This is a genomic window from Bhargavaea cecembensis, assembly GCF_000826125.2.
Lineage (GTDB): Bacteria > Bacillota > Bacilli > Bacillales_A > Planococcaceae > Bhargavaea > Bhargavaea cecembensis_B.
The window spans coordinates 1,756,151-1,775,013 of the sequence record NZ_LN651373.1 but is presented as its reverse complement, the minus strand read 5'-3'; the positions used below and the strand labels follow the sequence as shown (position 1 = coordinate 1,775,013).

Here is an 18,863-nt window from a genome sequence, read left to right as displayed (position 1 = left end):
GTTTCCGCATCTATGTGATACACTATAGACGCGGAAACGCCTTTTTCATTGAGGAAAACATCAAACAAGGGACGGCCCGTCCGGTTGCGGGCGCATGGCCCAATCTGCCGGGCGGCAAGGCATGACGGCGGGTTTCCCGCATTGTGCTCTGCCCTAAGCATGCCATGGCAGTCCAGCGTTTTTGATCCATGAAAGCAGAGGAATTCTATGACCGATATCGGGACGATGAGGCTGCATGAGGTGATGGTCGTCGTCTATGCGGTGAGCCTCGTCTTTTATTTCATCGATTTTCTGAACAGCAATGCCCGGCTCAGAAGGATTGCGGAATGGACGCTGATCCTCGTGTGGGTCCTCCAGTCGATCTATCTCGGGATGGACTTTCTGGAAGAGCGCCGCCTGCCGGTCCTGAGCCTGTTTGCGGGCGTGAACTTCTACGCATGGCTCGTGATCAGCTTGTCGCTCGTGATTCATTTCTTCAGGAAAGCGGACTTTGCCGTCTTCTTCCTGAATGTCATCGGTTTCGCTTCGGTGGTCATTGCCACGTTCGGAGCGGCCGGAACACGGGGCTCGGCAGTCGGGGACACGCTCATTTCGGAATTGCTGTTTATCCATATCACATCGGCGATGCTTGCATACGCCGCATTTTCGCTGTCATTCGTTTTTGCCATCCTCTACTTGAGGCTTTACAAAACATTGAAGAAGAAAAAGTGGAACAGCCAGTGGGGCAGGCTGCCTTCGCTGGAGCAGGCCAAACGGGCGATGACCGGTTCTGCCATCGTCGGCATCCCGATCCTGCTCGTCAGCCTGATCCTCGGGCTGCAGTGGGCGTTCATCGCGGCGAAGGGGTTCCCGGTCTGGGACCCGAAGATCATCGGATCGTTTCTGCTGATCGTGATTTATTGCATCCTTCTGTTCTTGCAGAAGCGGGGCAGGCTGCAGGGGCCGGACGTGGCATGGGGGCATATCTTCGCGTTTCTCGCGCTCATCGTCAATTTCCTCCTCGTCAGCCGGCTGTCGATTTTCCATTTCTGGTACTGAAGTTTTGAAAGGACGGGGTCAATTTGAGAAAAATCATCGTAGGATCGAGACGTTCCAAGCTAGCACTTACACAGACAAACTGGTTCATCGATCAACTGAAGGCGGCAGGTGCGCCGTTTGAGTTCGAAGTGAAGGAAATCGTGACGAAAGGGGATCAGATCCTCGATGTCATGCTGTCCAAAGTCGGGGGCAAGGGCCTCTTCGTCAAGGAGATCGAGCAGGCGCTCCTCAACAAGGAAATCGACTTTGCGGTCCATTCCATGAAAGACATGCCGGCCGAGCTCCAGGAAGGCCTCACGGTCGGCTGCATTCCGGAACGGGAAGATGCGCGGGATGCATTCATTTCAAACGGCAATGTCCGTTTTGAGGACCTGCCGGCCGGCGCGGTCGTCGGGACGTCGAGCCTGCGCCGGAGCGCCCAGCTGCTGCTCATGCGGCCGGACATCGAGATCAAGTGGATCCGCGGCAATATCGACACCCGCCTGAAAAAGATGCAGGACGGCGAATATGACGCCATCCTCCTCGCAGCCGCCGGGCTCAAGCGGATGGGCTGGAACGAGGAGATTGTCACCCAGTACCTGAATGAAGAAGAATGCATCCCGGCTGTCGGCCAGGGGGCGCTCGGCATCGAATGCCGTGCGGACGACGAGGAGCTCCTCGCCGAACTGGCCAAGCTGACGGAAAGGACGACGCAGGAAGCGGTCTCCGCGGAGCGGACGTTCCTTTCCGCGATGGACGGAAGCTGCCAGGTTCCGATCGGCGGCCATGCCGTCGTGGACGGTGGCCAGGTCCGGTTCACCGGCTTTATCGCGAGTCCCGATGCATCGGATGTGTTCCGCGCGACCGTCGTGGATGCGGATCCGGTCAAGGCCGGAATGGAGGTTGCCCGGATGCTGAAAGAGCAGGGGGCGGACGAGGTGCTCCGGAAAGTGAAGGCGGAGCTCGATGAATGACCAATATTCCCTCGCCGGTGAAACGGTCATCTTCACCGGCACCCCAAAAGCACAGGAGGCGGTGGCGGCCGTCCGGCTCTACGGGGGACGACCGCTCATCCTGCCGCTGATCAAGACGGTCGAACGCGTCGTTCCGACGGATTCGCTCCGCATGCAGACTTGCACGTCCTATGAGTGGCTGATTTTCACGAGCGCCAATGCGGTCCGCGTGTTCGGCAACAAGATGGAGAATGAAGGAATGACCGCCGGCGACATTCCCGTGAAGATTGCCGCGGTCGGGAGCGAGACGGCCAGGGCGCTGGAGGAAATCGGCTTCACGGCGGACTTCATCCCGGAAACGTACAGTGCGGACTTCTTCGTCGAGGAATTCCCGGATGTCTCGTCGGAAGGAGAGCGCTGCCTGTTCGTCAAAGGGGCGCTCGCCGGCGACACGATCAAGGAAGGCCTCCCGAATGAAGTCGATGAATGGACCGTGTATGAAACGGTCCAGAACGAAGACGGCATCCGGTCGCTCACCGAGGAGCTCGGCCGGGACGGACGGATTTCCGTCCTGTTTGCGAGCCCTTCCGCGGTACGCATATTCGCGGAGCGGGTGGCGCCCGTGACGGGCTGGGACCGGTTTACGATCGGAGCGATCGGCCATATTACAGAAAAAGCGTTGCTTGACGCCGGCGTCCGTGCGGATGTGATGCCGGAGAAATATACGTTGCTCGACCTTGTCCGCGAACTTCGGAACCGAAAGGAAGGAATCTCATGAACCCACTTCAATTCACCCGACACCGCCGTCTCCGCAACTCGGAGGCGCTGCGTTCCATGGTCCGGGAGACGAAGCTTCAGAAAGAAGATCTGATCTACCCGCTGTTCGTGGCTGAAGGCGAGAACATCCGGCAGGAAGTCAGCTCGATGCCGGGTGTCTTCAACCTGTCGCTTGATCTGCTCGGCGAGGAACTCGACGACATCGTCTCCCTCGGAATCCCGGCGATCATCCTGTTCGGCGTGCCTGCCGAGAAAGATGCGGAAGGCACGGGCGCCTATCACAATCACGGAATCGTCCAGGAAGCGACGCGGCTTGCGAAAGAACGCCATCCGGAACTTCTTGTCATCGCCGACACCTGCCTCTGCGAGTATACCGACCACGGACACTGCGGCGTCATCGAAGGTGGCAAGATCCTGAACGACCCGTCGCTCGACCTGCTCGCCAAGACGGCGGTCAGCCAGGCCGAAGCCGGAGCGGACATCATCGCGCCGTCCAACATGATGGACGGATTCGTGACGGTCATCCGCCATGCACTGGATGAAGCCGGCTTCGAAGACATCCCGGTCATGTCGTATGCCGTCAAGTATGCGTCGGCCTACTACGGCCCGTTCCGCGAAGCCGCGGGCAGCTCGCCGCAGTTCGGCGACCGGAAGACGTACCAGATGGATCCCGCCAACCGGCTCGAAGCGATCCGCGAAGCGCAGTCCGATATCGAGGAAGGCGCAGACATGCTCATCGTCAAGCCGTCGCTCGCCTACATGGACATCATGCGCGAAGTGAAGGACTTCTCCGGCCTGCCGCTCGTCGCCTACAACGTCAGCGGCGAGTACGCGATGATCAAGGCGGCCGCGCAGAACGGCTGGGTTGATGAAGAAAAGATCGTCATGGAAACACTCACCGGCATGAAACGCGCGGGTGCGGATATGATCATCACGTATTTCGCGAAAGATGCGGTACGTTACATGGAGGGGAACTGAAATGGCACGTTCGTATGAGAAATCCCGCAAGGCCTATGCCGAAGCGGTGAATTTGATGCCGGGCGGCGTCAACTCGCCGGTCCGCGCGTTCAAGGCGGTCGACATGGATCCGATCTTCATGTCAGAAGGAAAAGGCGCGATCATCAAGGACATCGACGGCAATGAATACATCGACTACGTCCTCTCATGGGGACCGCTCATCCTCGGCCACACGGACGATGACGTCGTCCGGGCAATCCAGGAGCAGGCGTCGCGGGGATCCAGCTTCGGCGCGCCGACGCTCGTGGAAAACGAACTTGCGGAGATCGTGAAGGAACGTGTTCCGTCGATCGAGATGCTCCGCATGGTATCGTCCGGGACGGAAGCGACGATGAGCGCACTGCGCGTGGCTCGGGGCGTCACCGGCCGGGACAAGATCCTGAAATTCGAAGGCTGCTACCACGGCCACGGCGATTCCCTGCTCATCAAGGCGGGCTCCGGGGTCGCCACGCTCGGCCTGCCGGACAGCCCGGGCGTGCCGAAATCGGTCGCCGGCAATACGGTCACCGTTGCCTATAATGACCTTGAAGCGGTCCGCGAAGTGTTCGAGCGGTTCGGCGAAGACCTCGCCGCCGTCATCGTGGAGCCGGTCGCCGGCAACATGGGCGTCGTCCCGCCGCAGCCGGGCTTCCTGGAAGGTCTCCGTGAACTCACCGAGCAGAACGGCACGATCCTGATCTTCGACGAAGTCATGACCGGCTTCCGGGTCGGCTACAACTCCGGCCAGGGGCACTTCGGCGTCACGCCGGACATGACCTGCCTCGGGAAAGTGATCGGGGGCGGGCTGCCGGTCGGCGCATTCGGCGGCAAGCGCGAAATCATGGAACAGGTGGCCCCGAGCGGTCCGATCTACCAGGCCGGCACGCTTTCCGGCAACCCGCTCGCCATGAGCGCAGGCCTCGCGACGCTCAAGAAGCTGACGCCGGAATCGTACGATCACTTCAAGAAGCTCGGCGACCGGATCGAGGCCGGCTTCCGCGAAGCGGCCGAAGAAAACAACATCCCGCACACGGTCAACCGTGCCGGTTCGATGATCGGCTATTTCCTCACAAACGAGGACGTCACCGACTTCGACAGTGCCCGGACGTCGGATCTGGAACTGTTCGGCAAATACTACGCACTCATGGCGGAGGAAGGCATCTTCCTGCCGCCGTCCCAGTTCGAAGGCGTGTTCCTGTCGATGGCCCACACCGAAGAACACATCGACCGCACGATCGAAGCCTTCCATAAAGTCTTCCGCCAGCTGAAACGCTGAGGAAAGAAGAGGGGCTGTCCGAAAAACCGGCTCCATATCAGTAAAAGCAAAAAGCAAGGACGTTGGTCGCTTTCCGCGGGCCGGCCGTCCTTGCTTTTTTTATTCCATTCCGCCATATCCATGCCTGTCCGTGCATATACTCCGGTATGCGCAAGTTCATGAAGGAGGAGAAGCACATGGGCATGTCGACCTGGTCGATGGAGCAGCTGTTCCGGTTCCCTGAAGGGTGCGGGGAGCCGGTGAGGGCGGAGTCGGTGAATGTGACGCCGCAGTATTCGGACGAACGGACGGACAATTCCTACCGGCTGACGGGGATCTACCATATGACCTGCATGGCGGTGTTCAACGGGGAGGAAGCGACGCCTGCCCCTGCAGGAGCCACGATGATCGAGGAAATCGACATGGACGGGGAGACCGGCTATTTCGAGTATGCGGTGCCCCTCTATATCGACCTTCCTGCGGACAAGGCGGCGGCCGCCACCCTCAAGGCCCACGACGTGAGGGCTCATATTACCGATGACGGGGCTTTCTGCATTTCCTGGAAAGTGGACTGCGAGTACGGGAGCGACTNCGATCTACCAGGCCGGCACGCTTTCCGGCAACCCGCTCGCCATGAGCGCAGGCCTCGCGACGCTCAAGAAGCTGACGCCGGAATCGTACGATCACTTCAAGAAGCTCGGCGACCGGATCGAGGCCGGCTTCCGCGAAGCGGCCGAAGAAAACAACATCCCGCACACGGTCAACCGTGCCGGTTCGATGATCGGCTATTTCCTCACAAACGAGGACGTCACCGACTTCGACAGTGCCCGGACGTCGGATCTGGAACTGTTCGGCAAATACTACGCACTCATGGCGGAGGAAGGCATCTTCCTGCCGCCGTCCCAGTTCGAAGGCGTGTTCCTGTCGATGGCCCACACCGAAGAACACATCGACCGCACGATCGAAGCCTTCCATAAAGTCTTCCGCCAGCTGAAACGCTGAGGAAAGAAGAGGGGCTGTCCGAAAAACCGGCTCCATATCAGTAAAAGCAAAAAGCAAGGACGTTGGTCGCTTTCCGCGGGCCGGCCGTCCTTGCTTTTTTTATTCCATTCCGCCATATCCATGCCTGTCCGTGCATATACTCCGGTATGCGCAAGTTCATGAAGGAGGAGAAGCACATGGGCATGTCGACCTGGTCGATGGAGCAGCTGTTCCGGTTCCCTGAAGGGTGCGGGGAGCCGGTGAGGGCGGAGTCGGTGAATGTGACGCCGCAGTATTCGGACGAACGGACGGACAATTCCTACCGGCTGACGGGGATCTACCATATGACCTGCATGGCGGTGTTCAACGGGGAGGAAGCGACGCCTGCCCCTGCAGGAGCCACGATGATCGAGGAAATCGACATGGACGGGGAGACCGGCTATTTCGAGTATGCGGTGCCCCTCTATATCGACCTTCCTGCGGACAAGGCGGCGGCCGCCACCCTCAAGGCCCACGACGTGAGGGCTCATATTACCGATGACGGGGCTTTCTGCATTTCCTGGAAAGTGGACTGCGAGTACGGGAGCGACTCCCCGGCCGAAGAGAAACCGTTGGCAGAAGAACCGGCGGAACGGACATCCGAGGCGAGGCGTCCGGAATCGTCTTCGACTCCGCGGCTGGCGCTGGCCGAAGAGGAGGCGCCCGCCGAGGCAGCGGGCGGGGCGTCACGGTCGGACGATGTGTCCCTGCCGGATGAACCGGACGAGGCCAGGGCGTTCATCGCCGGCCTGGAAGACACGTATACGGTCTTTTCTTATCCCTCATATAAGATCTTTGTAAAAAGCTACGGCGATTCCGACTAGGACGGCGAGGAGCAGGAAATCGCCGGTCGTCGGTACGATGAGCGTGCGGATGAGCTGGAAGCAGCACACCGGGATGATGGCGGCCTTGCAGTAGAACCGGGCCTTCCTCAGACAGGTCGGCAGCAGGTATGGATTGTATTTTCTTCTCACTGGAATTCCTCCTTTCGGCGGTTGACTTGCCGGCGGCCGTTTTGTACAATGGACGAAATGGATAATGATGCATCGAGCGGGAAGAGTAGGCCCGGATGCTGTCTTCAGAGAGGGGGCGCCCGGTGAAAAGCCCCCGGCAGCGCCGTCCGAATGTCGCCCGTGAGCAGCCTCCGCGAAACCGAGTAGCGGAGTGCCGGTCCCAGACCGTTATCGTATTGAGCGCCGGCCGCTTTTTTGCGCGCCGGAACTAAAGGTGGTACCGCGAGATCAACCCTTCGTCCTTTATTTTGGACGGGGGGTTTTTTGGTTTTCCGGGAACCCGAAGGAGGAGAATTGAATGGAACAGAACAACGGACAGACATCGATGCCGACCAAGTACGATCCCCAGTCGATCGAGCAGGGACGCTACGAATGGTGGGTGAACGGCAAATTTTTCGAAGCGGATCCCGAAAGCGGGAAAGAGCCGTACACGATCGTCATCCCGCCGCCGAATGTTACGGGCAAGCTGCACCTCGGCCACGCCTGGGATACGACGCTCCAGGACATCCTGATCCGGATGAAGCGGATGCAGGGCTATGATGCGCTCTGGCTCCCGGGGATGGACCATGCCGGAATCGCGACGCAGGCGAAAGTCGAAGGCAAGCTCCGCGAGGAAGGAAAATCGCGCTACGACCTCGGCCGCGAAAAATTCCTTGAAGAAACGTGGAAATGGAAAGAGGAATACGCCGGCCACATCCGCGAACAATGGTCGAAGCTCGGCCTGGCGCTCGACTACTCCCGCGAGCGGTTTACGCTCGATGAAGGCCTGTCGGATGCGGTCCGCACCGTGTTCGTGAAGCTCTATGAAAAGGGGCTCATCTACCGCGGCGAGTACATCATCAACTGGGATCCGAAGACGAAGACGGCCCTTTCCGACATTGAAGTCATTTACAAAGACGTGCAGGGTGCCTTCTATCATATGCGGTACCCGCTTGCGGATGGCACGGGCCATATCGAAATCGCGACGACCCGCCCGGAAACGATGCTCGGGGACACGGCCGTCGCCGTCCACCCGGATGACGAGCGGTACAAGGACCTGATCGGCAAGACGGTCATCCTTCCGATTGTCGGACGGGAAATCCCGATTGTGGCGGATGACTACGTCGAAATGGACTTCGGAAGCGGCGCCGTCAAGATCACGCCTGCCCATGACCCGAACGACTTTGAAGTCGGCAACCGCCACGGCCTGGAGCGCGTGCTCGTCATGAACGAGGACGGCACGATGAACAGCCGTGCCGGCAAATACGAGGGCATGGACCGGTTTGATTGCCGCAAAGCGATCGTCAAGGATCTCCAGGATATGGGCGTCCTGTTCGAAATCGAAGAGCACCCGCACTCGGTCGGCCACTCTGAGCGGAGCGGCGCGGTCGTCGAGCCGTATCTGTCGACCCAGTGGTTCGTCAAGATGCAGCCGCTCGCGGATGAGGCGATCGACCTCCAGCAAGGCGAAGGGAAAGTGAACTTCGTGCCGGAGCGGTTCGAGAAGACGTACCTGAACTGGATGGAGAATATCCGCGACTGGTGCATCTCCCGCCAGCTCTGGTGGGGCCACCGGATCCCGGCCTGGTACCACAATGAAACCGGCGAAGTGTACGTCGGCATGGAACCGCCGGCTGACGCGGAAAACTGGCATCAGGACGAAGATGTGCTCGACACCTGGTTCTCGTCCGCACTGTGGCCGTTCTCGACGATGGGCTGGCCGGACGAAGACAGCGAGATGTTCAAGCGCTACTATCCGACCGACGTGCTCGTCACCGGCTATGACATCATCTTCTTCTGGGTGTCCCGCATGATCTTCCAGGGGCTCGAATTCACCGGCGAGCGCCCGTTCGAAGACGTGCTCATCCACGGGCTCGTCCGTGCGGAAGACGGCCGCAAGATGTCAAAGTCGCTCGGCAACGGCGTCGACCCGATGGACGTCATCGACCAGTACGGCGCCGACTCGCTGCGCTACTTCCTCGCGACCGGCTCATCGCCCGGACAGGACCTCCGCTTCTCGAACGAGAAAGTCGAGGCCGTCTGGAACTTCGCGAACAAGATCTGGAACGCGTCCCGTTTCGCCCTGATGAACATGGAAGGCATGACTTTTGATGAGATCGACCTCGGCGGCAAGAAATCCGCGGCCGACGCGTGGATCCTGACCCGGCTGAATGAAACGATCGACACCGTGACGAAGCTCGCCGACAAGTACGAATTCGGCGAAGTCGGACGCGCGCTCTATAACTTCATCTGGGACGACTTCTGCGACTGGTACATCGAGATGTCGAAACTGCCGCTCTACGGCGACGATGAAGCCGCGAAGAAAACGACCCGCTCGATCCTCGCCTACGTCCTCGACAACACGATGCGGCTGCTCCACCCGTTCATGCCGTTCCTCACCGAGGAGATCTGGCAGAACCTGCCGCACGAAGGCGAATCGATCGTCACGGCGAAATGGCCGATCGCCGATCCGTCGCTCTCGGATGAACAGCGCTCCGGCGACATGAAGCACCTCATGGACGTCATCAAGGCCGTCCGCAACATCCGCGCCGAAGTGAACACGCCGATCAGCAAGAAAGTCGCGCTCCTCATCCGCACGCACGATGAAGCGACCCAGGCGGCACTCGACGGCAACCGCGACTACCTCGAACGCTTCTGCAACCCGGAAGAGCTCGAAATCAGCCGCGACCTCGAAGCCCCGGGCAAATCCATGACCGCCGTCGTCACCGGCGCCGAACTGTTCATGCCGCTCGAAGGCCTCATCGACATCGGCGAAGAACTCGCCCGCCTCGAAAAAGAACTCGGCAAATGGCAGGGAGAACTCAAGCGCGTCGAAGGCAAACTCTCCAACGAACGCTTCGTCTCGAAGGCACCGGAGAGCGTCGTCGAAGAAGAACGCACCAAGCAAAAAGACTACCAAGAGAAATACGACGCGGTCCAGAAGCGGATCGCGGAACTGAAGGAACTTTAAGTGATTGGCCCCCGCCATGCGTAAAGCGTGTCGGGGGTTTTTCGATGTGAGAGGGGGCGGGTGCTTTCTAATTGAGGGTGTACTATCTACTCGTGGGCGCTTTCTATCTATTCGGAGGCGTTTGCTATCTATTCGAGGTCGCTTGCTATCTATTCGCACACCCTTTCTATCTATTCATGGAGCGATTCCATCTAATCGTTAAAAAAGCAGAATATTCCCCCGCCTAAACCTCCCCTCCCACTCCTTTTATGCTATGGTTAATAAAACAGGAAAGCGGGTGTTCGGGGGGAAATGACACTAAATTCGTTTGCGATGGAATGGGCTTTAAAGGAGGCTGCCAATCGATACTGGAAGAGCGACAGCAAACGCAAGGAGCTGCATAAGAAGTTAGACAATGTCCAAGCCGGAATGTCCGGGGAACGAAAAGTTCTTGATGTACTGCGCTCAGTGGAACTGCCGGAAGAAAGCCGGATTCTTCATGATCTCAATCTCCCATTGCCGGGAGGTCAGCAATTCCAGGTCGACATACTGGCAATCCTTCATAGCGGCGTGATTCTTCTGGAGACAAAGCAGATTGCCGGCAGGCTGAAGTTTTGCACATCACCCGCAGCTTTGCACAAGCTTGACGAATATGGACAGGTGACCACCGCGATGGAATGCCCTGCGGCACAATTGCAAGACCAAATCGGGAACCTGGCCGCGTTGCTTTACAAGCATGGCTTCCCGGTACCGATAACCGGAAGAGTTGTATTTGCCAATCACCCGATCATTGAGCAAATCCCCCCAAACTTGCCGGTGATCAAATCAAGAGAATTGCGCAGGTTGATCCGCTCGAAGCTGATGGAGCCCCGAAGTATGACCGGAAAAGACATTGACGATGTTGCGATGTTCCTGCAACGTCAGCAAATCCGCTATTTTCCGTTTCCGTTCTGTGAACGGGAAGGCTTCAATCGAAATGACTTTTACCTCGGTCCTTTGTGCAAATGCTGGAGTAAGCTGATCAAGCAGACTGAAAGGGCGTGGAAATGCCCTGCATGCGGCTTAACGGTTCAAGATCCTTATGAAGAAACGCTTCTGGCCTATTTTCTGCTGGTCAGCAGGAGGATCACAGTTAAGCAATGCATGGAGCTCCTGTCATTAAAAAGCTCCACGCATGCACGGAACATTCTTAACCGGCTGGCCGTCAAGAAAGTAGGCAGCGGAAAACAGACCGAGTATGAACTGGATTATGAACTGCAATTTTTACGGCTTCTCCAGAGGGAAGGAACTCGTGTAATGCTGCTGGGGGAGAAGGACTATTCCAATTAAGACCCTCGGACTCCATGAATAGATAGAAAGCCGCCCCGAATAGATAGAACCACACCCAAAAACCCTTCCCCGGGCTGCATGCCGTGGAAGGGTTTCGTTTCACTCACTTCATCTGTTCCTGGATCCGCTCCATGATCAGTTCGGCGATGTTGATGCCGCTTGTGTCGTAGAGGGAGCGGGAGCCGACGGGGTCTTCGATTTCATTCAAAAGGAAGCCGCCGTCGGGGAGGAGGAGGAAGTCGACGCCGATATAGTCGCTTTTCAGGGCGCGGGCAATTTTGGCGGCGGCGGCGGTCATGCCGGCCGACGGGAGATACGGGTCCGCGCGGCCGCCGAGGGTGTAATTGGATTTGAATCCGGTGCTGCCGGTGCGCTTGACGGCACCCGCCGCTTCTTCGCCGATCATGAACAGCCGGACATCGGCCGCGCCGGATTCGATGAACGGCTGTTCGATGATTTTCCGTCCCGCATGCCTGGAGAAGAACCAGCCGGCGTCCATCTTGTCGAGGCAGCGGACCACTTCCGTCCCGCCGTGGCCGTCGACGGTCTTCAGGACTGCGGGGAACACATTCATCTCATCCGGGTGCGCAACCCGGCGTGTCGGCACGACAGGGAGGCCGAGGAGCGCGCCTAGCTCGAACGTCGCGTATTTGTCGTTGGCGATGCGGTTCACTTCCGCCCGGTTGAACAACCGGTGACCGGCCCGCTCGAGCATGCGTGCGAGTTCCGGATCGCGGTCGCGGAATAAGATAAAGTCCGCATCCTCCGGAATCTCCTCCGCATTCACGGCGAGCCGCAGCCCGGTGCCTGTCCGGTCGGCCGCCTGCTGCATCAAGCGGATGAACCCGGCGTTCCGCTCCGCTTCTTCCGCCCGGTAATAGAGGATGCCGTTCATCCGAGCTTCTCCAAAATATAGGCGATCATCGAGTCGGCGACGTTCACGCCGGTGACGTTCAAGATGTTGCGGATGTGCGCGGTGGCATTCACTTCGCAGACGAGCGGCTCCCCGTCCGGTCCGAACAGAAGGTCCACGCCCGCGAACTCGGCGCCGACCGCTTCCGCCGCAGCAAGCGCCACCGCACGCTGCGATTCGGTCAACTCGATCGGCTCCGCTTTCCCGCCGTTCGTGATGTTCGCCCGGAAGTCGGTCTCCGAGTGCCGCTGCATCGCGGCGACGATCTCGCCGCCGACGATGTTCACCCGGATGTCCCGTCCGCGGCTCGAGGCGATGAATTCCTGGAACACGAAATCCACGCCGCGGAGCGAATCGACTTTCTCGAAGAACGCTTCCTCGGTCTCAATCAAATACACCTTCGCGCCGAACGACCCGTGGCCTTCCTTGATGATGAGCGGCAGGCCGAAGTCGCCGAGCACCCGCTCGAAGTAGCCGCTGCCGGCAATCGAAAACGACTGATACACTTTCGGCGCGATCACCGTCCGGGGCATCGGCAGTCCGGCCGCGGCGAGCCGGATGTATTGCTTGGCTTTATTGTCGCAAGTCTCGATCACGTCCGGGTCATTGAACACCGGCACGCCGCACGACTTCAGCCAGGAGGCGAGAAGGATGTCCTTGTCGAGGAACACGACAAAATCCGGACGGCCGGCAGGCTCTTTCCGGAGATCCATCATGACCTCGTAATTTTTCTTCGTCTCTGCCCGGATGCCTGCACGCTCCGCAGCGTCCGCGACGAGGCGGGCCTGATCGGCAAACTTGTCGGAGACGAGGCTTCCGTTATAAATGATCCAACAGCTGTTCATGGCGTTTCCTCCACCTAGTGATGCTATACTAATAAATAAATTCAAGACAAGTTTACCACACCGGAGGCGACGGCATTGATTCCGAAATTGGATTTCTATAAAGAACGTCATAACCTGCAGGCGGCGGATGAAATCCGGCCGGGCCTGAAAGCGATGGAAGAGGCAGTGGAAACGCTCGGCCATCCGCAAAACGGCCTCCGGTTCATCCACGTCGCCGGGACGAACGGCAAAGGATCGACGGTCGCGTTCATGGAGGCGATCGCCGCTTCGCATGGTCTCCGGACGGCTTCATTCACTTCTCCCGCCATTACGGATATCCACGATCAGATCAAAATCTGCGGGGAACCGGTCACGCCGGAGATGCTGGACGATGCTTTCGGGAGAATAAAAAAAGCGGGCCTTTCCGGGAAGCTGACCGATTTCGAGCTCCTGACGACGGCGGCGTTCCTCGTGTTCCTTGAAGCCCGTCCGGACCTCGTCCTCCTTGAAGCGGGGATGGGCGGCCGGCTCGACAGCACGAACGTGAACATCCCGGCGGCGTCCGTCATCACGTCCGTCGCGCTCGACCACACCGGCTTCCTCGGAAACACGCTGCGGGAGATCGCCTCACACAAGGCCGGCATCCTGAAACCGGGCGTCCCGGGGATCATCGGCCCGCTGCCGGAAGAAGCCATGAGGGAAGTGGAACGGACAGCCGGCAAAACCGGTGCCCCGCTCCGGATCTTCGGGCAGGACTTCACGCTCACCGGCAACACTTTCCAAAACAGCCGGACATTCAGCGATTTGAAATCCGGACTTCCCGGCCCGCACCAGCGGATCAATCTGGCGCTCGCGCTCGAGACGCTGCTCGCGGCCGGCATCCCGCTGCAAGAAGAAGCCGTCCGAAAAGGCGCGCGGCAGGCATCGGTCCCCGGCCGATTCGAGCAGATCCGGCCGGGCGTGTTCCTCGACGGCGCACACAACCCGGCGGCCGCAGCCGCACTCGCCGAGACGATCAAGGAACATTTCGGCCCGCAGGCGAAAGTGCACTTCCTGATCGGCATGCTCGCGAGGAAAGACTACGGAGAAGTCATCCGGATCCTGGAGCCGCTCGCCGAGACGCTCACATTCGTTTCATTCCCGCATAAAGAGGCGGCATCGGCGGAACGGCTCCAGGCGGCCGCGTCGATCCCGTCCCGCCGGCTGACGNCTCCCGCCATTACGGATATCCACGATCAGATCAAAATCTGCGGGGAACCGGTCACGCCGGAGATGCTGGACGATGCTTTCGGGAGAATAAAAAAAGCGGGCCTTTCCGGGAAGCTGACCGATTTCGAGCTCCTGACGACGGCGGCGTTCCTCGTGTTCCTTGAAGCCCGTCCGGACCTCGTCCTCCTTGAAGCGGGGATGGGCGGCCGGCTCGACAGCACGAACGTGAACATCCCGGCGGCGTCCGTCATCACGTCCGTCGCGCTCGACCACACCGGCTTCCTCGGAAACACGCTGCGGGAGATCGCCTCACACAAGGCCGGCATCCTGAAACCGGGCGTCCCGGGGATCATCGGCCCGCTGCCGGAAGAAGCCATGAGGGAAGTGGAACGGACAGCCGGCAAAACCGGTGCCCCGCTCCGGATCTTCGGGCAGGACTTCACGCTCACCGGCAACACTTTCCAAAACAGCCGGACATTCAGCGATTTGAAATCCGGACTTCCCGGCCCGCACCAGCGGATCAATCTGGCGCTCGCGCTCGAGACGCTGCTCGCGGCCGGCATCCCGCTGCAAGAAGAAGCCGTCCGAAAAGGCGCGCGGCAGGCATCGGTCCCCGGCCGATTCGAGCAGATCCGGCCGGGCGTGTTCCTCGACGGCGCACACAACCCGGCGGCCGCAGCCGCACTCGCCGAGACGATCAAGGAACATTTCGGCCCGCAGGCGAAAGTGCACTTCCTGATCGGCATGCTCGCGAGGAAAGACTACGGAGAAGTCATCCGGATCCTGGAGCCGCTCGCCGAGACGCTCACATTCGTTTCATTCCCGCATAAAGAGGCGGCATCGGCGGAACGGCTCCAGGCGGCCGCGTCGATCCCGTCCCGCCGGCTGACGCTCGCCGACGTGCAGCACGGCCGCTGGGATCACGGGGGGGCCCCGGCCGTCATCACCGGCTCGCTTTATCTCCTGTCGGAAATACGCCCTTCCTTGCTGAATAATTAAATGAATAAAGCAGAATCGTGCAAGACAGAATCAGATAATTTTGGTAGAGTTGAATAATAGTTGGTGCAATTTTCGTTCATTTCGTAAAGCGGGAGGGGAAGTCGGATGGATGACCGGAAAACGAGACTGAAGGCAGTCACATTCTTCATCTGGCTTCTCATTGTACCGGCGGGCTTCGTCTGGCTCGCCCTGAACCGCCCGGTGGAATCGCCGGATCTGCAGCTGTTCGGCCCGGTCGTCCTGCTGGCGATGGCCGCCGTCTTTTTCCCGGTCATCCGGAACGGCGTGCCGCTCCTGCTCGTCGGATGGCTCACGATCCCCGTGTTTCTCCGCTACGGCGTGCTGGCGGAAGCGGCCGTCATGCAGCTGGCTTTACTCGCGGCCATTCCGCTGAACCGCCATGCGCCGGATCCCGTCCACCGGTTTTTCTTCAACTCGCTCATGTTCTTCATCTTGTCGGTCTTGTCTGCGACGGCATTCGGACTGACGGGAGGTGAACACGGAGCGGACGGAATCATGACGCTCGTCGTTCCCGCGGCCGCCTACATGACGGTCCATGCGGGAGGGAACACGCTGTTCCTGTACGTGTATCAATTCCTGGCCGGCGTCCCGACCCCGTTCTGGTCGCGGATCAGCCGGCAGGACACCTTGACCGCGCTGATCGTCTTTCCGTATGCGTTGGCGTTTTATTTTCTCTACGGCCTGATCGGCTACTGGAGCCTGCCGCTCCTCGCTCTCCCGTTTTTCACCGTGACCTTGCTCGTGCGGCTGTACGATGCATCGGAACGTGTGAATGATGTGCTCATGAAAACGGTCAGCCTCGGGCATGAGCTGTCCGGAAAGCTCACCCAGCCGGAAGTGCTCAACCTGTTCACGGAGCGGGTCGCCACGCTTCTGCCGGTTGATTATCTGTATATTTTTGATATCCGGAACGACCGGATCGAGCCGCTCAAAATCATGGAAGAAGGCGAATTCGCCGACATCCGCCTGACGAAGAGCAAGCCGGAGGAAGGGATCGGCGGGATGATCTACCGGTCCGAAAAGGGGCGCATGTTCGGCAGTCAATCCGAATGGGTAAGCTATGCGAACGACTATTACCCGGCTGAGGCGGAAAGCCTGATCGGCGTGCACATCGTCCGGAACAAGAAAATCGAAGGCATCCTCGGCATCATGTCGAAGAGCGAGAACGCCTACGAAGAATATCAGCTCCGGATCCTGGAACTGCTCGGCTCCTACCTCGCGGTCGCCCTCGACAAAGCGCGCCACTTCCAGCAGACGGTGAGCGAAAGCGAGCGCTGCGGCCTGACCGGGCTGTACAACTACCGCTATATGGAAAACACACTCCGCCAGCAGGTCGAGCGGGTGAACTCCGGTGAACTCGGCGGACTGTCGCTCCTCATGATCGACATCGACCATTTCAAAGGGGTGAACGACCGGTTCGGCCATCAGGCGGGCAATGAAATCCTCGTGGAATTTGCCGATCTGCTCCAAAAGACGGCGGACGAAAGCTGGATTGTCGCCCGGTACGGCGGAGAGGAATTCGTCGCGATCATGCCAGAGACCGGAAAAGACGCGGCGCTCAGTCACGCGGAACTCATCCGCCAGGCGGTCGGCGCCCATCGGTTCACAGTGGATTCCGAAAGCGGTCCCGCCGCTCCGGTGCCGGTGACCGTGAGCATCGGCGTCTCGACAGTGCCCGACGACGGGGATGACGCCATGTCGCTCATCCGCAATGCCGACCGCGCGCTCTACACCGGCGCCAAGCAAGAGGGACGGAACAAGGTGGCCGCGTACACCGGCTGAATGAAGGGGGGCGTCCACGTGGGAATCAGTAAAAAAGAGCGGATCCTGCTGCCTATTGTCTGGGCGGCCGTCGTCCCGGCAGGCTATGCCTTGATCGTCAGAGACGGCTTTGGCGTGACGGCGGACGCGTGGCCGACTTTCTTCAGTCTCGCCCTGCTAGCAGTCATCACCGCCTTCTATCCGATCAGCTTCAAGAATATTACGGTCACGTTCCAGGAATGGCTGCTCATTCCGATTTTCCTCCAGTTCGGGCTCGGACCGGAAATCGCCGTTTCCCAGCTGATCACGCTGATCACAGTGCTCTCCGTCGGAAGCCCGATGCCCGTTTTCCACCGGTTCACCCTGAACTCGCTCATCTTCTTCGTCAGTTCGGTGGCGGCCGCGGGGGCCTTTTTCCTCGCGGGCGGGAGAACGGGGATGCTGGAGCCGGAGAGCGTCATCGTATTCGGCGCTGTCTACGCGCTCACTTATATGCTCGTCAATCATCTGTGCCTGTTCGTCGATTCGCGCCTTTCCGGCCGTCCGTACCGGTTCAGGTCGGTCGAGACGCTGTGGGACCTCGGATCGCTTTCGGTCATTTTCCCGTTTGGCATCGCCGCTTATTTCCTCGAGATGAACTTCGGGACGGCGGGCCTGCTGCCGATTGCCGTCCCGTTTTTCATCGCCCTCGTGTTCGCCGCCCGCTACAACTCGACCGAATCGGTCAACCGGCGGCTCGGCAAAGCCTCGGAGATCGGATATGAACTCGCCGACCGCCTGTCCTACAGTGAACTCACGGAACTGTTCACGAGGAGGCTTCAGGAGATGGAAGAGGCCGACGCCGTCTACGTCATCGAATCCGCGGAAGGCCGGCTCGTCCCGGTAAGCGCCTGGGAGGAAGGCCGGTACACGACCGTGCCCCGCCTGTTCTCCTTCAGCCGGGACGGGGTCAGGGGGAGCGGCCTCGACCGGTCGAACGTACGCCAGTACAGCACGGCGAATGAATGGAAGCGCCACCTGCCCGTCAACATGCCGGAAGGGACGGAGAGCGTCATGACCGCCCCGCTCCGGCGCGAAGGGGGGCAGACCGGCTGGGTCATCGTCGGCTCCCACCGCCGCCACGCGTTCGACCGCGAAGACATGCCGATGCTTGAGCTGATCTGCACCCACTTCCGCGTCTCGCTCGAAAAAGCGCGGATCCATGAAACCGCCCTGACGGAAAGCGAACGGTGCCCGCTCACCGGGCTCTATAACTTCCGCTGGTTTGAAAAAGAACTGGATTACACGATGGCGAACGTGAAGGGCGGCGCGATCAGCCGGCTGTCGCTCCTCATCCTTGACATCGACCACTTCAAGAAACTGAACGATACATACGGCCACCAGAGCGGCAACGACATCCTGAAGTCGCTCGCCTCGATCCTGCAGAGGGAATCTGCCGGGAAGGGGAGAGTCGCCCGGTTCGGCGGCGAAGAATTCGTCATCCTCCTGCCCGGCTGGCTGAAAGAGGAGGCGGAAGAATTCGCCGAACATCTCCGGAAGTACATCGAACAATCGGTCTTCGAGATTAGGCCGGACCTTGGAGCGGTGCGGGAGCCGGCATTCGTCAGCATTACCGTCAGCATCGGGGTCGCCACCGCGCCGGATGACTCCGACGAACCGATGGGACTTCTCAGAAACGCCGATCGCGCCCTCTACGTCGGAGGCAAACAGGCAGGCCGGAACCGGGTGGGTGTCTACTGACACCCGGCCCCGTTCCGGCTTTTTGGTGTGCCCGGCGGAAAATTAGGGAAAAGGAAAATGACAAACGATGTCGAATGAATGATAATGAAGAGAGATTAAGAGAAACG

Annotated in this window: 14 protein-coding genes, 1 pseudogene and 1 other annotated feature; of the genes and pseudogenes, 12 read left to right on the top strand and 3 right to left on the bottom strand. The window is 59.6% G+C overall.

The features are described 5' to 3' along the window. Positions 1–207 precede the first annotated feature (207 nt). The 7 genes and pseudogenes from BN1189_RS14260 to BN1189_RS14230 all read left to right on the top strand — a co-directional run bounded on the left by BN1189_RS14260 (position 208) and on the right by BN1189_RS14230 (position 6,842). On the top strand, positions 208–1,038 hold the full coding sequence (locus tag BN1189_RS14260) for a cytochrome C assembly family protein (protein ID WP_040228976.1): 831 nt from the start codon (positions 208–210) through the stop codon (positions 1,036–1,038). Between the two features lie 23 nt (positions 1,039–1,061). Further along, positions 1,062–1,991 carry a hydroxymethylbilane synthase gene (gene hemC, locus BN1189_RS14255; protein ID WP_040228975.1) on the top strand — a complete coding sequence of 310 codons (930 nt, stop codon included), beginning with the start codon at positions 1,062–1,064 and terminating at the stop codon, positions 1,989–1,991. After that, a complete protein-coding gene (locus BN1189_RS14250) occupies positions 1,984–2,748 on the top strand; it encodes a uroporphyrinogen-III synthase (protein WP_040228974.1) in 765 nt (254 codons plus the stop codon). The genes hemC and BN1189_RS14250 overlap by 8 nt, the downstream gene beginning before the upstream one ends. Beyond that, on the top strand, positions 2,745–3,725 hold the full coding sequence (hemB, locus tag BN1189_RS14245; RefSeq protein WP_040228973.1) for a porphobilinogen synthase: 981 nt from the start codon (positions 2,745–2,747) through the stop codon (positions 3,723–3,725). Before BN1189_RS14250 ends, hemB begins: the two co-directional genes overlap by 4 nt. 1 nt (position 3,726) lies before the next feature. Beyond that, the gene (hemL, locus tag BN1189_RS14240) at positions 3,727–5,019 is read left to right on the top strand and encodes a glutamate-1-semialdehyde 2,1-aminomutase (protein WP_040228972.1); all 1,293 of its coding nucleotides are present in this window, start codon (positions 3,727–3,729) and stop codon (positions 5,017–5,019) included. Positions 5,020–5,592: 573 nt separating this feature from the next. After that, positions 5,593–6,000, top strand: a pseudogene (locus BN1189_RS14235) (aminotransferase class III-fold pyridoxal phosphate-dependent enzyme); the annotation flags it as partial. Positions 6,001–6,176: 176 nt separating this feature from the next. Then, positions 6,177–6,842, top strand: a complete 666-nt coding sequence (locus BN1189_RS14230; RefSeq protein ID WP_098049702.1) for a hypothetical protein — start codon at positions 6,177–6,179, stop codon at positions 6,840–6,842. Here BN1189_RS14230 and BN1189_RS14225 read toward each other — a convergent pair. After that, on the bottom strand, positions 6,801–6,992 hold the full coding sequence (locus BN1189_RS14225) for a hypothetical protein (protein ID WP_082194284.1): 192 nt from the start codon (positions 6,990–6,992) through the stop codon (positions 6,801–6,803). The genes BN1189_RS14230 and BN1189_RS14225 overlap by 42 nt on opposite strands. Positions 6,993–7,055: 63 nt before the next feature. Further along, positions 7,056–7,278: a binding site (T-box leader), on the top strand. Between the two features lie 51 nt (positions 7,279–7,329). On the opposite strand from BN1189_RS14225, the gene BN1189_RS14220 reads away from it, so the two are divergent. Both BN1189_RS14220 and BN1189_RS14215 read left to right on the top strand, forming a co-directional pair. Beyond that, positions 7,330–9,981 carry a valine--tRNA ligase gene (locus BN1189_RS14220; RefSeq protein ID WP_040228969.1) on the top strand — a complete coding sequence of 884 codons (2,652 nt, stop codon included), beginning with the start codon at positions 7,330–7,332 and terminating at the stop codon, positions 9,979–9,981. Between the two features lie 291 nt (positions 9,982–10,272). Further along, a complete protein-coding gene (locus tag BN1189_RS14215) occupies positions 10,273–11,289 on the top strand; it encodes a nuclease-related domain-containing protein (RefSeq protein ID WP_040228968.1) in 1,017 nt (338 codons plus the stop codon). Between the two features lie 103 nt (positions 11,290–11,392). Here BN1189_RS14215 and BN1189_RS14210 read toward each other — a convergent pair whose 3' ends face one another. Both BN1189_RS14210 and BN1189_RS14205 read right to left on the bottom strand, forming a co-directional pair. Continuing rightward, positions 11,393–12,184 carry an ATP-grasp domain-containing protein gene (locus BN1189_RS14210; protein ID WP_040228967.1) on the bottom strand — a complete coding sequence of 264 codons (792 nt, stop codon included), beginning with the start codon at positions 12,182–12,184 and terminating at the stop codon, positions 11,393–11,395. Continuing rightward, complete coding sequence (locus BN1189_RS14205) at positions 12,181–13,047, bottom strand: ATP-grasp domain-containing protein (protein WP_040228966.1); 867 nt, start codon at positions 13,045–13,047, stop codon at positions 12,181–12,183. The genes BN1189_RS14210 and BN1189_RS14205 overlap by 4 nt, the downstream gene beginning before the upstream one ends. A gap of 153 nt (positions 13,048–13,200) precedes the next feature. Between BN1189_RS14205 and BN1189_RS14200 the strand changes: the two genes are divergently transcribed. The 3 genes from BN1189_RS14200 (at position 13,201) to BN1189_RS14190 (ending at position 18,756) form a co-directional block, all read left to right on the top strand. After that, entirely contained in the window at positions 13,201–15,234 is a 2,034-nt protein-coding gene (locus BN1189_RS14200; protein ID WP_441296274.1) for a bifunctional folylpolyglutamate synthase/dihydrofolate synthase, read from the top strand. A gap of 105 nt (positions 15,235–15,339) precedes the next feature. After that, on the top strand, positions 15,340–17,037 hold the full coding sequence (locus BN1189_RS14195; RefSeq protein ID WP_040228965.1) for a GGDEF domain-containing protein: 1,698 nt from the start codon (positions 15,340–15,342) through the stop codon (positions 17,035–17,037). An 18-nt stretch (positions 17,038–17,055) separates the two neighbouring features. Further along, positions 17,056–18,756 (top strand): GGDEF domain-containing protein, encoded by a 1,701-nt coding sequence (locus BN1189_RS14190; protein ID WP_179860964.1) that lies wholly within the window; start codon positions 17,056–17,058, stop codon positions 18,754–18,756. Positions 18,757–18,863: the final 107 nt, after the last annotated feature.

Coding starts and splice junctions, on each gene's coding strand:
- BN1189_RS14260 (WP_040228976.1), top strand. CDS start 208: ATGACCGATATCGGGACGATGAGGCTGCATGAGGTGATGGTCGTCGTC.
- BN1189_RS14250 (WP_040228974.1), top strand. CDS start 1,984: ATGAATGACCAATATTCCCTCGCCGGTGAAACGGTCATCTTCACCGGC.
- hemB (WP_040228973.1), top strand. CDS start 2,745: ATGAACCCACTTCAATTCACCCGACACCGCCGTCTCCGCAACTCGGAG.
- hemL (WP_040228972.1), top strand. CDS start 3,727: ATGGCACGTTCGTATGAGAAATCCCGCAAGGCCTATGCCGAAGCGGTG.
- BN1189_RS14230 (WP_098049702.1), top strand. CDS start 6,177: ATGGGCATGTCGACCTGGTCGATGGAGCAGCTGTTCCGGTTCCCTGAA.
- BN1189_RS14220 (WP_040228969.1), top strand. CDS start 7,330: ATGGAACAGAACAACGGACAGACATCGATGCCGACCAAGTACGATCCC.
- BN1189_RS14215 (WP_040228968.1), top strand. CDS start 10,273: ATGACACTAAATTCGTTTGCGATGGAATGGGCTTTAAAGGAGGCTGCC.
- BN1189_RS14210 (WP_040228967.1), bottom strand. CDS start 12,184: ATGAACGGCATCCTCTATTACCGGGCGGAAGAAGCGGAGCGGAACGCC.
- BN1189_RS14205 (WP_040228966.1), bottom strand. CDS start 13,047: ATGAACAGCTGTTGGATCATTTATAACGGAAGCCTCGTCTCCGACAAG.
- BN1189_RS14195 (WP_040228965.1), top strand. CDS start 15,340: ATGGATGACCGGAAAACGAGACTGAAGGCAGTCACATTCTTCATCTGG.